The sequence below is a fragment of the Pseudomonas oryzicola genome, from assembly GCF_014269185.2.
Lineage (GTDB): Bacteria > Pseudomonadota > Gammaproteobacteria > Pseudomonadales > Pseudomonadaceae > Aquipseudomonas > Aquipseudomonas oryzicola.
Window position 1 is genome coordinate 3,658,479 of record NZ_JABWRZ020000001.1, and the last position, 13,103, is coordinate 3,671,581.

15 protein-coding genes are annotated in these 13,103 nt (G+C 61.3%); 11 read left to right on the forward strand and 4 right to left on the reverse strand.

All coding sequences use genetic code 11. From position 1 onward, the window contains the following. Positions 1 to 96 precede the first annotated feature (96 nt). The 5 genes from HU760_RS16865 to HU760_RS16885 all read left to right on the forward strand — a co-directional run bounded on the left by HU760_RS16865 (position 97) and on the right by HU760_RS16885 (position 3,416). The gene (locus HU760_RS16865; RefSeq protein ID WP_186678602.1) at positions 97 to 261 is read left to right on the forward strand and encodes a hypothetical protein; all 165 of its coding nucleotides are present in this window, start codon (positions 97 to 99) and stop codon (positions 259 to 261) included. Further along, positions 258 to 767 (forward strand): hypothetical protein, encoded by a 510-nt coding sequence (locus tag HU760_RS16870; protein ID WP_186678604.1) that lies wholly within the window; start codon positions 258 to 260, stop codon positions 765 to 767. The genes HU760_RS16865 and HU760_RS16870 overlap by 4 nt, the downstream gene beginning before the upstream one ends. Beyond that, positions 764 to 1,009, forward strand: coding sequence for a pyocin activator PrtN family protein (locus HU760_RS16875; protein ID WP_019096608.1), 246 nt, complete (start codon positions 764 to 766; stop codon positions 1,007 to 1,009). Before HU760_RS16870 ends, HU760_RS16875 begins: the two co-directional genes overlap by 4 nt. 83 nt (positions 1,010 to 1,092) lie before the next feature. Beyond that, positions 1,093 to 1,590, forward strand: a complete 498-nt coding sequence (locus HU760_RS16880) for a hypothetical protein (protein ID WP_186678607.1) — start codon at positions 1,093 to 1,095, stop codon at positions 1,588 to 1,590. Continuing rightward, entirely contained in the window at positions 1,587 to 3,416 is a 1,830-nt protein-coding gene (locus HU760_RS16885; RefSeq protein WP_186678611.1) for a DNA cytosine methyltransferase, read from the forward strand. Before HU760_RS16880 ends, HU760_RS16885 begins: the two co-directional genes overlap by 4 nt. A gap of 116 nt (positions 3,417 to 3,532) precedes the next feature. Here HU760_RS16885 and HU760_RS16890 read toward each other — a convergent pair whose 3' ends face one another. Then, positions 3,533 to 3,760, reverse strand: coding sequence for a hypothetical protein (locus HU760_RS16890; protein ID WP_186678614.1), 228 nt, complete (start codon positions 3,758 to 3,760; stop codon positions 3,533 to 3,535). A gap of 320 nt (positions 3,761 to 4,080) precedes the next feature. Here HU760_RS16890 and HU760_RS16895 point away from each other — a divergent pair, with 320 nt between their 5' ends. The 3 genes from HU760_RS16895 to HU760_RS16905 all read left to right on the forward strand — a co-directional run bounded on the left by HU760_RS16895 (position 4,081) and on the right by HU760_RS16905 (position 5,678). Further along, complete coding sequence (locus tag HU760_RS16895) at positions 4,081 to 4,803, forward strand: hypothetical protein (protein ID WP_186678615.1); 723 nt, start codon at positions 4,081 to 4,083, stop codon at positions 4,801 to 4,803. After that, on the forward strand, positions 4,800 to 5,219 hold the full coding sequence (locus tag HU760_RS16900) for a hypothetical protein (RefSeq protein WP_186678616.1): 420 nt from the start codon (positions 4,800 to 4,802) through the stop codon (positions 5,217 to 5,219). Before HU760_RS16895 ends, HU760_RS16900 begins: the two co-directional genes overlap by 4 nt. 183 nt (positions 5,220 to 5,402) lie before the next feature. Then, positions 5,403 to 5,678 (forward strand): pyocin activator PrtN family protein, encoded by a 276-nt coding sequence (locus tag HU760_RS16905; protein WP_122048393.1) that lies wholly within the window; start codon positions 5,403 to 5,405, stop codon positions 5,676 to 5,678. Here HU760_RS16905 and HU760_RS16910 read toward each other — a convergent pair whose 3' ends face one another. After that, on the reverse strand, positions 5,679 to 6,800 hold the full coding sequence (locus HU760_RS16910; protein ID WP_186678617.1) for a site-specific integrase: 1,122 nt from the start codon (positions 6,798 to 6,800) through the stop codon (positions 5,679 to 5,681). It abuts the gene before it with no gap. Between the two features lie 104 nt (positions 6,801 to 6,904). Between HU760_RS16910 and dusA the strand changes: the two genes are divergently transcribed. The 3 genes from dusA to HU760_RS16925 all read left to right on the forward strand — a co-directional run bounded on the left by dusA (position 6,905) and on the right by HU760_RS16925 (position 11,281). Beyond that, on the forward strand, positions 6,905 to 7,915 hold the full coding sequence (gene dusA, locus HU760_RS16915) for a tRNA dihydrouridine(20/20a) synthase DusA (RefSeq protein WP_186678621.1): 1,011 nt from the start codon (positions 6,905 to 6,907) through the stop codon (positions 7,913 to 7,915). A 384-nt stretch (positions 7,916 to 8,299) separates the two neighbouring features. Next, positions 8,300 to 9,226 carry a transaldolase gene (gene tal, locus HU760_RS16920; RefSeq protein ID WP_186678623.1) on the forward strand — a complete coding sequence of 309 codons (927 nt, stop codon included), beginning with the start codon at positions 8,300 to 8,302 and terminating at the stop codon, positions 9,224 to 9,226. A 204-nt stretch (positions 9,227 to 9,430) separates the two neighbouring features. Next, entirely contained in the window at positions 9,431 to 11,281 is a 1,851-nt protein-coding gene (locus HU760_RS16925; protein ID WP_186678625.1) for an alkaline phosphatase D family protein, read from the forward strand. Between the two features lie 75 nt (positions 11,282 to 11,356). Here the strand turns inward: HU760_RS16925 and rssC are convergent, their stop codons facing one another. Together rssC and rssB are read right to left on the reverse strand one after the other, a co-directional pair. After that, positions 11,357 to 11,839 carry an anti-sigma factor antagonist RssC gene (gene rssC, locus HU760_RS16930; protein WP_051098867.1) on the reverse strand — a complete coding sequence of 161 codons (483 nt, stop codon included), beginning with the start codon at positions 11,837 to 11,839 and terminating at the stop codon, positions 11,357 to 11,359. Next, positions 11,836 to 13,020, reverse strand: coding sequence for a two-component system response regulator RssB (gene rssB, locus HU760_RS16935; RefSeq protein ID WP_186678634.1), 1,185 nt, complete (start codon positions 13,018 to 13,020; stop codon positions 11,836 to 11,838). Before rssB ends, rssC begins: the two co-directional genes overlap by 4 nt. Positions 13,021 to 13,103 lie beyond the last annotated feature (83 nt).

Sequence of the window (13,103 nt, forward strand, 5' to 3'; positions counted from 1 at the left end):
ACCACGCTCGGACAATTTAGCATCTGCTATTGAACAATGATTTAGCTTTTGCTAATTTCAGCTTCGTGCCCCTCTCTCACATCAAGGACACGAAGAATGAAACCAGCACAGCACAACGGATCGGTAGCAATTCTGATCCATCCAACCGCCTGCAACAGCGTGGCAAAAATACAGGCATTCCAGCGCAGCACCGGCTTGCAGCTGGTCGTCACGCTCGAAGGTAAAGCCCAGGCTGTACCTGCCAATGGGGGTGCTGCATGAGCGAATTCAGGATCCCCCTTCGTCAGATCATGCTGCTGCAACGCACCTTGGATAACGGCGGCACTGCGACCTGCAAATTGCAGCGTCCTGAAGTCACGGTCGACGCTCAGATCGAGATCGAAAATGACAGTACGCATCACAGCATCAAGGTGACCCTTGGGCCGCTTTGCAGCCGCCTGAAACTTCCGCGCGCCCTCTCCACCAAGTGCCAGTCCTTAAGAGATTTTGTGCAGGACATCGCGAATGGCCGGGATGACTCCGCAGCCCAGGCGGAAGAAGCGCTTGCTCTCATGGAGGCGCAAGTCAGCGTTGAAGAGGTCCTGCGGACGGGTCAGACAGCCTACGTAATCGCCACCGTAAACCGACAGTTTCCCCTTGGCGCCGTGGTGACTGACGACCAGGGTGATGTCTGCGCTGCAGTGACGGGAGCCACTAAAGAGCAGCTCGCAGCAGCAGTCCGCGCGAAGCTTCGGCCCAGCCCTGACGGTATCGGGAAATGCGCATGAGTACGCTGGAACAGCTCCGCAGCGAGTGGACCACCCCCTGCCCAACGCTCACTGCTGTCAGAGAGCGATATTTCCCCCACATCGGGTCAGACAGGCGATTCAAAGAGCTGATCAACAAAGGGCGTATTGATCTTCAGTTGAGCAAGATCGACAGCTCAAAGAAAGCCCAGCACGTGATCTACCTGCACAACCTTGCCGCTTATCTCGACCGGCAGGCCGAACGATCTACCCAATCTGCTTGACCTGGCGGCCCCGGCCATCAGGGGCACATGGCCCCCGCCGACTCTCACACCAACGGCGGAGGGCTACATTTGGAGCACAGCACATGCAACCGCATCAACAAGTTCTTGCCCTGGGCATCATTTTTCTGGTCACCCTGGCCATCCTGCCTTTCCTGTTCGCGAAAGCTCGGCATCGTGCCTTCAACAGGGGCTTGGAAATCGGGAAAGAGCGTCTGCAAGCCGATCTGAAATTGCAGATACAAAGCCTGCAAGTGGACCTGGACGAAGCGCGAATTCAAGCCGAGGCGAGCCAGCGCAAGCACCACATAGCTGTAGCCGATCTCAAAGGCAACGTCCGCGAGCTCGAAGCCAGGATCATGTCGTATACCGGACTGGCAGTGACCAGGGCGGATTACGAGCTGCTCATCAGCGCCTTGGAAACCCTGAGCCTCACCGAGCGGACGTTAACCGCAATGAAGGCAACTCAGCAGGCATCACGTGCCAGGCTACAAGCCGCAGGACTGGACGGTCTGGCTAAACGCATTCACACCCAACTGCGCAAAACCCCAGCCAGTGCCGCAAGCGCTGAGGTGGCAGCATGACGACCGCTCAGCACATCAACGTTGCAGGCGCGCAGCAGCAGGCCCTTCCCTTCCAGCGGGAGCTGTACGTGGATCTGTTCGCAGGCGCGGGCGGAGCCAGCAGCGGCGGCGCACGCGCCTATCGCGACCCGGATGTGGCCATAAACCACAACCCTATTGCTATCGCTGTTCATCGAGCTAATCACCGCAAGACCCGACATTACATCAGCGACATTTACGAAGTTGATCCACTGAAGGCCACCGGCGGCCAGCCAGTTGGCATCCTGTGGGCTTCACCGGACTGCCGGCACTTCTCCAAGGCCAAAGGTGGCGCGCCACGCAGCAAAAGCGTTCGCTCCTTGCCATGGGTCGTTGTCCGCTGGGTATTTGCGACACGCCCGCGCCTGTTCCTCATGGAGAACGTCGAGGAGTTCCAGGCTTGGGGACCGCTGGACGATGCTGGTAAACCGCTCAAGACCGAGATGGGCCGCACCTTCAGGGCGTTCGTATCCTGCCTTACCACCGGCCTGCCTGCCGATCATCCCGACATGGCGGAAATCATGGACTGCATCGGCCAGTGGGTTCCCATGGAAGCTCTGGTGCGCGGCCTAGGCTGCAACGTGCAATGGAAAGAACGCCGTGCGTCCAACGCTGGGTCACCGACCATCCGCAAGCGCCTGTTCCTGATCGGTCGCACCGATGGCCGTCCCATTGTGTGGACCAAACCCAAGAGACACGAGAACCCTCAGGCCGACCAGTTGCCATGGCGAACCGCGGCGGAGTGCATCGACTTTTCCGACCTGGGCAAAAGCATCCTCGACCGCAAGCGCCCGCTGGTAGACAACACCTGCCGCCGGGTCGCGAAGGGATTCTGGCGGCACACCGTGCTGGCCGAGCAACCGTTTGTCATCCCGTTGAACGATCGGCAGCTGGCTGCCGCCAGCCTCACCGAGTTCGCCAACGCGAGCAACCAGCGAACCTTCAGCATTGCAGAGCCTTTGCGCACCCAGGTTGCCCAAGTGAAGGGTGGCCACTTCGCCATGGCAGCAGCACACCTCACGCATCTGACCCACCATGGTGAGCGCTCGGGTTATCCTGTCACAGAGGCAGTTCGAACCATTACCGGAGCAAACCGGGGCGAACAGGCAATGGCCACTGCCGCCATGGTGACGCTGCGCAAGGGCTGCACCAGCAGCAGCCTTTTGCAGCCCGTCAACGCCCTGACCACAGGCAGCGGGCACCACGCTTTGGCCGCGTGTCACTTCGAGCAGGCTAACGGCGGGTTCTACAACGGTGACGGGCGGGCTGCAAAGGCTCCACTGAGCACCATTCTCGGACGAGGCACTAATCAGCGGCTGGCCACCGCCTACCTGGTGAAGTACTACGGCACGGGCGGGCAGTGGCAAGGCGTGGAAGAGCCTATGCACACGCTGCCAACGAGAGAGCGCATGGCGCTGGTCACCATCGTGCAAGTGCCAGCCGCCATTCTGCCGCCGGAACTGATGGAGCGAGCCCGGAAGTGCGCCCATTTCCTGCACACCTATCTGCCCGAGCACTTCCCTGAGCCGGCCGACCTGGTGCTGTTGGGCGACTACGCGCTGGTCGACTTCACCCTGCGCATGCTGAAGGCGCCAGAGTTGAAGCTTGCTCAGGGCTTCAGCCCTGACTACATCCTTGATCGCGGGCTATTCGAGAACCAGCGCACCGGCGAGTTGGAGTGGCGCGCCATCAGTAACACCAACCAGATCCGGCTGATTGGCAACAGCGTATGCCCCGACGAGGCGGAAGACCTGATCGCCGCAAACGCCAAAGATCTGATCGATCTGTACCAGCGGGAGGCCGCATGAGCACGCATCACCATGATTGGTACATGAGCGAGGCAGACGACGGCGGCCTGTATCACTGCCGGAAATGCAGGCGCACCCATGATGGCTCAGTCCCAGAAGCTCACGGCTGTCCGGTGTCAAACGCCGAGCACAATGCAGCCGCTTGGCTCGGCCAGGCCGGGCTGTACCGCACCCGGTTTGACGCCGTGCGCAACTTCGAGCAGTCCGTCAGGCCTGTTTCCGCAGACGAACTGTTCGATCTGGCTAGCAAACAGGTACTGAGCCAGCTCAACGAGGGCCGCCAAAGTGCATAAAGCAACACGCATCTGGCAACTGGTCAGCTTGATCTTGGCCTGCGTGCTCATCGCTGCCCTGGTCCAGCCGCACCAGCGCCCGACTGTAAACACTCCGGAAAGCACGTTACCGACTGTTAACAACATCACCGGCTACGAGCACCTAGCACTAAGCCCGAACGCCCGCCGCCCCCATGAGAGGTATTCGCTGTGACCACCTCACGGACCTACACCCCTACGACACGCACCCCAACAGGCATGCAGCCCCTCTGCCGGGCGGCGATGTCCGTTATGTGTGATGTCTGCAACAAGCCGCGAACCAAAGGCAATCACGAGAGTTGCTCGAAGGTCCGCCAGGCAGCTGGCTTCATCATCAGCCGGAGGGCTACAGCATGACAATCGACATCATCAGACTGAAGGCACTCGCCACTGCTGCTGCCGCAAACCAATACGACTCCGCCGCGCTGAATGACTATGGGACGGCACTACCGCCCGCGACAGTGTTGGGCTTGATCGCCGAGATCGAGCGCCACCGCCATATAAACGCCGAGGGCTGTAAGCCCGACAGCAATATCCAGCTCTCCGGCCTCCCCTGCGCCGGTGCAGCGTCTTGCCACAGCCTCGACAAAGCGGAGGGCGAGCAGCCCGACCTCAACTTCCAGCTTCTCCTGTTGGCCGAAAGATCCTGCTCCCTACTGGAGGACTGGGTCCAACACACCAGCGTGAGTGACCAGGGCCTCAACGACCAGATCAAGGAGACCCGCGAGCTGCTTGAGGAACAGAGCCCAACCTGGAGCACTGCAATCCGAGACCTGCTGGCTGAACGGCGCCGTCAAGTTCGCGAAGAGGGCCACACCCTTGAGCGTGACGACCAATACACCATGGGGCAACTCGCCCAGGCTGCAGGCGCCTACGCATTCTGGGCAGATCCTAGGGGCGCTAGCCAAGACGATCACATCGACTACCTCAATTCAAGACCAACAGGACTCTGGCCTTGGGCGAAAGAGCACTGGAAGCCAACCAGCCCGCGATTGATGCTCATCAAGGCCGGCGCCCTGATCTTGGCCGAGATCGAACGCCTGGATCGCCAAATGGCACGTGAGGCGCAGCCATGAACGACACCAACCGAATGGTTAGTGTGCCCAATGAGCTGCTGGAGCAAGCCCTTGACGCAGCAGCAGCTGTTGGCATGCAGGACGTAGCTGATGAGCTGGATCGCATCCTAACTCCAACAACTGCGAAATCGGCCAAGCTAATCGACGTGCTGCCAACGGTGGGAGTCGAAGGCGACCAACTGGTTATCCGCATCACCACCGAGTGCCTCTTGCACGCAGTCACTTGCTCACCGGAATGGCCGGTCGACTACAGAGGCGCTCCGATCAGCATCCAGAACGGCACGTTATTGATACAGGAAATCATCCACGAACTGCAGCGTGAGGACGAGCAAGGTACTAACCACATGCATCGTTTGCTTGACCAAGCCGCACTGGACGCCATCAACAATGGCAGCGAGGCAGTGAGTTATGACTGAGCGCACCAGGCCACCCATGGCCTCACACAGCCTCGATCTGCCTGCCATCTGCGATGTATGCGGCAAAGGCAGGTCGGCTAGGCGACACTCGAAATGCAGTCGAATCCGCCAACTGCGCGAGAGCGATAAATGGTCAGCCTACATGGCTAATGTGGCGGCAAAACGAGCACTGGGGAGGCGTGCATGAACACCGCTTTCGTTCTAATGGCGCAATACAATGGCAAAGCCATTATCTCAATAGAGCAGGTATGCACCGACTATTTCACGCACTTGACGCCTGATATGTTTCAAAGAAAGGTGCTGGCCGGACAAATCCAGCTTCCGATAACCAGGCTCGAAGCTAGTCAGAAAAGTGCCAGAGGCGTGCATATCGCTGATCTGGCCATGTACCTGGACCGACAAAGGGAAGCTGCGCGGCTTGAATGCGCGCAGTTAAACAAACCTCTACGCGCAAGCTAACTAGCCTACCCGGGCGCCGAGCTTCACCGGCGCCTGGATAATCTGGTCCAACCACTTCCAGCCCTTATACACGTCTCCTCGACCGCGCAAATGGGTATAACGCCGCATCGAGTTCCAATCGCGATGGCCAGATACACTCGAAACTCTGGGTATATCCCAATCCATCTCGAACAGCCGGCTCACACCTTCGTGGCGTAGATCGTGAAAGTGCAGGTCCTCGATACCTTTCATCTTGCACGCTTTAGCCCAAGCAGCACCGACCGAGTCAGTGTTGTACGGGAATATCTCCGGGCACTCCCTCGGCATGCTCTGCACAATCTGCCATGCCTCATCTGGTAAGTGACACCAGACATCATTACCCAGCTTCTGACCGGGGTTTTTCATATCCCGCACTTTCACTGCTTTCCGGTGCTCATCCAGATCGTCCCAGAGGATGCGCGTGATTTCGTCCATTCGTCTTGTCGAAAATATCGCGAACGCCACCACCTTAGGCATGTGGATGACTGACGGCCTGCGCTGCAGCATCTCGAAGAAGTGCTCCATCACTTTATCGAGCTCATCCAATGTAGGCCTGCGATCTCGCTCGCGGCTCCGCATGTTGTAACCAAACTTTTTCAGGACGAGACGAGCGTCGGGCATTGCCAAGGGATTGATCTCGTACCCCCAAGCCGCCCTGGCCAAGGACAGAACCGATCCCAGATGAGCCAAATCATTGCCGGCAGTCTGAGGCTTGACGGAGCCGCCCTCGGGCTCCATGCGCCAAAGTGCATAATCCACCAGGACCTGCTGGCTGATGTCCGAGTCGATCTTCTCCCCCAAGTAGCTCTTCTTGATGGCATTGAGAGTAAGCCGCTTGGTTTCACCGAGAGGCCGGGCTTTCTCCGCCTCGATCAGGTAGCGCTCGATCATCTCCTTGACCGTGTGCCCCTGGCGGCTGGCCCGTTCAATCGCACCAGGCACCGCCAACTCGGTCTCTCGTCGCTTCGCCCAGGCTTGAGCGGCCTGCTTGCGGGCGAATGTCTGGGCTTCTTGGTAAACTATGACACCCTTTTTCTTGAGGCGGATCTGGACGGTGTAGCTGACCGTCCCATCGGCCTTTTTCCTTGCTCTGATCGTTGCCATGATTTTCGGTGGTACAAGCGTGAGTGGCGGTGGTACATCGTACCACTGTCACACCAAAAACGCCCAAAAACCCCCAAAAATGGTACAAAAATGCGTAGACCAGAATGCCCCTAGAATCAGCCTCAAAGCCACAAACCACGCGCCCTGAGCCGTCCCGCCGCTTCAGCGTTGCGCCGATGATGGACTGGACCGACCGCCACTGCCGGTTCTTCCTGCGCCTACTCTCCAGGCAAACCCTGCTCTACACCGAAATGGTCACCACCGGCGCCCTGCTGCACAACGACGCTCACCGCTTCCTGCGCCACGACACCTCCGAGCATCCGCTGGCCTTGCAACTGGGCGGCAGCGTGCCGGCCGACCTGGCGGCCTGCGCCCGCCTGGCCGAAGAGGCCGGCTACGACGAGGTCAACCTCAACGTCGGCTGCCCGAGTGACCGAGTGCAGAACAACATGATCGGCGCCTGCCTGATGGCCCACCCGGCACTGGTGGCCGATTGCGTGAAGGCCATGCGCGATGCCGTGTCGACCCCGGTGACGGTCAAGCACCGCATCGGCATCAATGGCCGTGACAGCTACGCCGAGTTGTGCGACTTCGTCGGCCAGGTGCGCGAGGCCGGCTGCCGCAGTTTTACCGTGCATGCGCGCATCGCGATCCTGGAAGGGTTGTCGCCGAAGGAGAACCGCGAGATCCCACCGTTGCGCTATGACGTGGCGGCGCAGTTGAAGGCGGACTTCCCGGACCTGGAGATCGTGCTCAATGGCGGGATCAAGACCCTGGCCGAGTGCCAGGCGCACCTGCAGACCTTCGACGGCGTGATGCTCGGGCGTGAGGCGTACCATAACCCCTACTTGCTGGCCGAGGTGGACCAGCAACTGTTCGGCAGCGAAGCGCCGGTAGTCAGCCGTAGCGAGGCGCTGGCGCAGTTGCGGCCTTATATCGTCGCGCATATGCAGGCGGGCGGGGCCATGCATCACGTTACCCGGCATATCCTGGGGCTGGCCCAAGGGTTCAAAGGCGCGCGGCGGTTCCGTCAGTTGCTGTCGGCAGACATCCACAAGGCGGCGGAGCCGCTGGCGGTGTTCGACCAGGCGGTGGAGCTGCTGCAGGGGCGCTGAGCAATTTACCCCTGAAGCAGGTGGCATGTGGCTGGCACCGGCTTCGTCGGTGATCGCGGCTGAAGCCGCTCCTACAAGTACGACTATAACTGTAGGAGCGGATTTATCCGCGATGCAGGCGGCGCGGTGGCTGGCATCGGCCTAGCCGGTGTCCGCGGGCATACCCACTGCCACAAAGAGTGTGCAACCTGTGGATCCCGAGCAAGACACTTACGCCAGCCAGTAGATGTGCCGTCAGGCAACCCGCTGCGGAACCTCAGGCCAGCTTGCGACTCGAATCTTCACCTTTCGCACTGCCCTTCCCGGGCAAGCCCGCGCCCAGGCCCTTGAGCGGCCGCTGGGGCTCGGGTAATGTCGAGTCATTGCACAGGACAGAGCACGCCCATGACCTCCAAGCTGGAACAACTCAAGCAGTTCACCACCGTGGTCGCCGACACCGGGGACCTGGACGCCATCACCCGGCTGAAACCGGTCGATGCCACCACCAACCCGTCGCTGTTGCTCAAAGCCGCCGCCATCCCCGGCTATGCCGACCTGCTCAAGCAGGTGAAAGCCGACGCCAAGGGCGATGTCGACCTGGCCTGCGACCGCTTCGCGGTGGCCGTGGGTTCGGGCATCCTCAAGGTCATCCCGGGGCGTATTTCCACCGAGGTGGACGCCCGCCTGTCGTTCGATGAACCGGCCCTGCTGGCAAAAGCCCGCAAGCTGATCGACCTGTATGAGGCCGCCGGCGTGGGCCGCAACCGTGTGCTGATCAAGCTGGCTTCCACCTGGGAAGGCATCCGCGCCGCCGAGAAACTGGAGAAGGAAGGCATCCAGACCAACCTCACCCTGCTGTTCTCCTTCGCCCAGGCCCAGGCCTGCGCCGATGCCGGGGTGTTCCTGATTTCGCCGTTCGTGGGGCGTATCTACGACTGGTACAAGAAAAGCACCGGCCAGGAATACGTCGGTGCCGATGACCCGGGCGTGCAGTCGGTCACGCGTATCTACAACTACTACAAGGCCAATGGCTACAACACCGTGGTCATGGGCGCCAGCTTCCGCAATATCGGCCAGATCGAACAGCTGGCCGGCTGTGACCGCCTGACAATCAGCCCGGAACTGCTGCAGCAACTGAGCGATGATCACGGCGCATTGCCCCGGGTACTGCAGCCGGGCAAGGCTGGCGAGGCCAAGCAACAGCTGAACGAAAGTCAGTTCCGCTGGGCGATGAACGAGGATGCCATGGGCACCGAGAAACTGGCCGAGGGCATTCGCCAGTTCGCCCGGGACCAGGAGAAGCTGGAGAAGTTGATGGCCGAAAAGGCCTGATACATTTCGGCGTTCACCGACGGGCGGGAAGTGTTCCGCATTTTCCGCCCGTCTGTTTATCTGGCGTTAGTAGTGCACTGAATTCCAGGGCCTCTTCGCGGGCAAGCCCGCTCCCACAGGGGTTGCGACAGGCTCCAGGTCGGCACCGTACCTGTGCGAACGGGCTTGCCGCCGAAGCAGCCCACATAGCCACCCGAGCTGTCGATGACCTCCTCTACCCCATTGCCCCTCGTACTCGCCGGCCCGATCCTGCGCCGCCTGGAACCTCAGCGCCTGGCCATCTGGCTGGTCGCCAGCCAACCGCTGCAAGCCGAATTCCTCTGCCCGGCAGGCCAAGCACAGGCCGATTGCCAGGTGGTTGCTGTGGGTCGGCACGCCTTCATCCACCTGCTGGACATCCAGTTCGCTCGCCCCTTGCCCTGCAATCAACTGCTTGATTATGACCTGCTGATCAACGGCGAGGGCATTGCCGACTGGGCACCGCACCTGCTTTACCCCGGCACCCGGCGCCCAAGCCTGGTACTGCGCGACCGCCTCGACCATCTGCTGCACGGTTCCTGCCGCAAGCCGCACCACGCGGCCGCCGATGGCCTGCTGTGTGCCGACCGCCTGCTGCAGGCCTGCACAGCACCGGCGGACCGCCCCGCCGTGCTGCTGATGACCGGCGACCAAGTGTACGCCGACGACGTCGCCGGCCCGATGCTGCGCGCCATCCACGCGCTGATCACGCGTCTGGGCCTGTTCGACGAAGCCCTTGATGGCGCTGTGGTCGCCGACAGCCAGGCGCTGTACCGGCACCCGGCCTGCTACTACCACCGCGCCGACCTGCTGCCGGCCCAGCAACGCAACGAAACCCTGCGCGCGCGCTTTTTCGGCGGCAAGCGCAAGCCGATCTTCTCGTCCAGCAACGCCGACAACCACCTGGTGACCTTCGCCGAGGTCATGGCCATGTACTTGCTGGTGTGGTCCCCCGTGCCCTGGCAGTTGGTGAACCTGGACATGCCCAGCGGGCTCACCGCACCGCGCCAGGCCCGCTACCAGCAGGAGTTGCCGCTGATCCAGGCATTCGCCGACAACCTCGGCCAGGTTGCACGGGTAATGGCCCACCTGCCCTGCCTGATGATCTTCGACGACCATGACATCACCGACGACTGGAACCTGTCGGCGCAATGGGAAGAAAGCGCCTATGGCCACCCCTTCTCGCGGCGGATCATCGGCAACGCCCTGCTCGGCTACCTGCTGTGCCAGGCCTGGGGTAACGACCCGGACGCTTGCAAAGCACTGATCGGCCGATGCCAGGCACTTGGCAGCCAGCCCCAGGATGAGCTGATCGGTGAACTGCTGCGCTTCCAGGGCTGGCAGTTCAGCCTGCCCAGCAACCCGCCCTTGCTGGTGCTGGACACCCGCACCCGCCGCTGGCGCAGCGAGAGCAGCCTGGCCAAGCCCTCCGGCTTGCTGGACTGGGAGGCGTTGAGCGAGCTGCAGCAAGCGTTGCTGGACCACCCCTCGGCAATCATCGTGTCGCCTGCGCCGATCTTTGGCGTAAAGCTGATCGAGACGGTGCAGAAGGTATTCAGCTGGTTGGGCTACCCACTGCTGGTGGATGCCGAGAACTGGATGGCCCATCGCGGTGCGGCGCAGGTCATCCTCAACATCTTCCGCCACTCACGCACGCCAGGGCATTACGTGGTGCTGTCCGGGGACGTGCATTACTCGTTCGTCTATGAAGTGCTGATCCGCCACCGCCAGCGCAGCCCGCATTTGTGGCAGGTGACCAGCAGCGGGATCAAGAACGAATTCCCCCGCCGTTTGCTGGATGTGCTCGACCGGCTGAACCGCTGGCTGTATGCGCCGCGCTCGCCGCTCAACTGGTTTACCAAGCGCCGCGAGATGGAGGTGGCGCCGCGAACGCCCAGCCGTAGCAAGGCCGGCGAACGGTTGTGGAATGGCGCCGGCCTGGGGCAGGTGTTCTTCGATCGAGAGGGGCGGCCGGCACGGGTGTATCAGCTGGATGCGGGTGGGGGTGAAGCGACCGAGTTTGTTGGCAAAGCGTAGCGGGATGCGGGGTTCTACTGCCTGCGCCGGCCGCTTCGCGGGTTGGCTCGCGAAGCGGCCGGCGCAGGTTGACGATCAGGTCCGCTCCAGCGCACTGACCAGATCGTGAAAGGCTTCGCGGTTGGAGTCGTTCAGGCCCATCAGGATCTTGTGCGCCTCCAGCACCTTGGAGCGCACCACGTCCTCATTCTGGTCCTGCGACGGCAGGTCGGTCAGGCACTCCGGGCACGGAATCGGACGATCAACGATGTTGAACACCTGATCGAAGCCCATCGACTGCAGCAACCGGGAAATGTCCGGGTTGGTGGTGACCACGGTAGGCAGCAGGCCCACTTTCTGGCGCGACAGAATCGACAGCTTGGCCAGCAGACCCAGGGTAGTGCTGTCGATGCTCTCGGTTTCGGTCAGGTCGATGACAATCGCCGAGAAGTTCAACGCCGTGAAGATCTTCTCGATCGTCGCATCCAGCGCCGAACACAGGGTCAGACGCACTTCACCGACGAATTTCAGTACAAAGGTACCGCTCTGCTCGGCGAACTGAATTCTACCGGTACTCATTGAAGGTTCCTGCTCAACACCAATAGGGCGATATCATCCGGCATCTCCCCAAGCGTAGCTAATCCAAAACGTTGACGCAGCCCATCCAGGCTGCCACCTGCTGCCCTGACGATTTCCGGCAGGGCGGTTTCTTTATCTTTGAGCGTGTCACCTGGCAAAAGGTCCAGAATGCCATCGGACATCAGCGTGAGGCTGAACCGCGGCGGCAGTTCCACGACCAGGTCCTGGTAGTTGGCCTCGTCGAACAACCCCACCGGCAGGCCGCGGCCTTCCAGGTAACGGGTATGCTCAGGGGTATGCAGCACCGGCAACGGCAGATGGCCGCCCACGGCGTAGGTCAGCAGGCCGGTGTCCTCGTCGATCACCCCACCGACCATGGTCACGTGCTTGCCCAGCTTGCAGTTGATCAGCCCGCGGTTGATGTGGCTGAGCACCTGCGAAGGTTTGAACTCGCGCATCTTGCCGCCGCGCTTGAATTCGAACAATAGCCGCGTAGTCATGAACTTCAGCAGCACGGTAACGAACGCCGACGACGCGCCATGCCCGGAGACGTCGGCAAGGTAGAAAGCGATGCGCCGGTCGTCCACGCGGAAATAATCGGCAAAGTCACCCGACAGGTACAGCGACGGGATGATCTGGTGCTCGAAGGCGAACTCGCCGGCCACCCAGGGGCTTTCCGGCAGCATGTTCATCTGCACCTGGCGCCCGGCGGTCTGGTCCTCCTGCAACAAGTGCAGGCTGGCCTCCAGTTCGCGGTTGGCGGCTTCGAGCTTGTCGCGGTAGCGCTGGTTTTCCAGCACCAGGCGCGAACGGTCGAGCGCCCGACGCACCGAGTGCTCGAGCACTGCCAGGTCTTCCAGCGGCTTGATCAGGTAGTCGGCCGCGCCCAGGCGCAACGCTTCCACCGCATCACTCATGACGCCGGCACCAGACACCACGATCACCGGCAACTGCGGCGCGCGCTCGCTGACCTGGCGGATCAGTTCGAGGCCGCCCATCTGCGGCATGCGCAGATCGCAGATCACGAGGTCGGGCTGGTGTTCTTCGAAGACCTGAAGCCCCTGCTGGCCATTGCCGGCCTGAAGGACGCTGAAACCGCTGTCTTCAAGATAGGCGGCGAGGCTTGCACGGACCACGTCGTCGTCATCGATGATCAGCAGCGTTGCACTGGTTTTCTGCATGTGGGCGAACGGCGCCGATTGGGGTTGGTGCAGCGGTGTCGGCAAGGCAGACGGCCAGCTACGGGAATTCTTTATGGTCACAC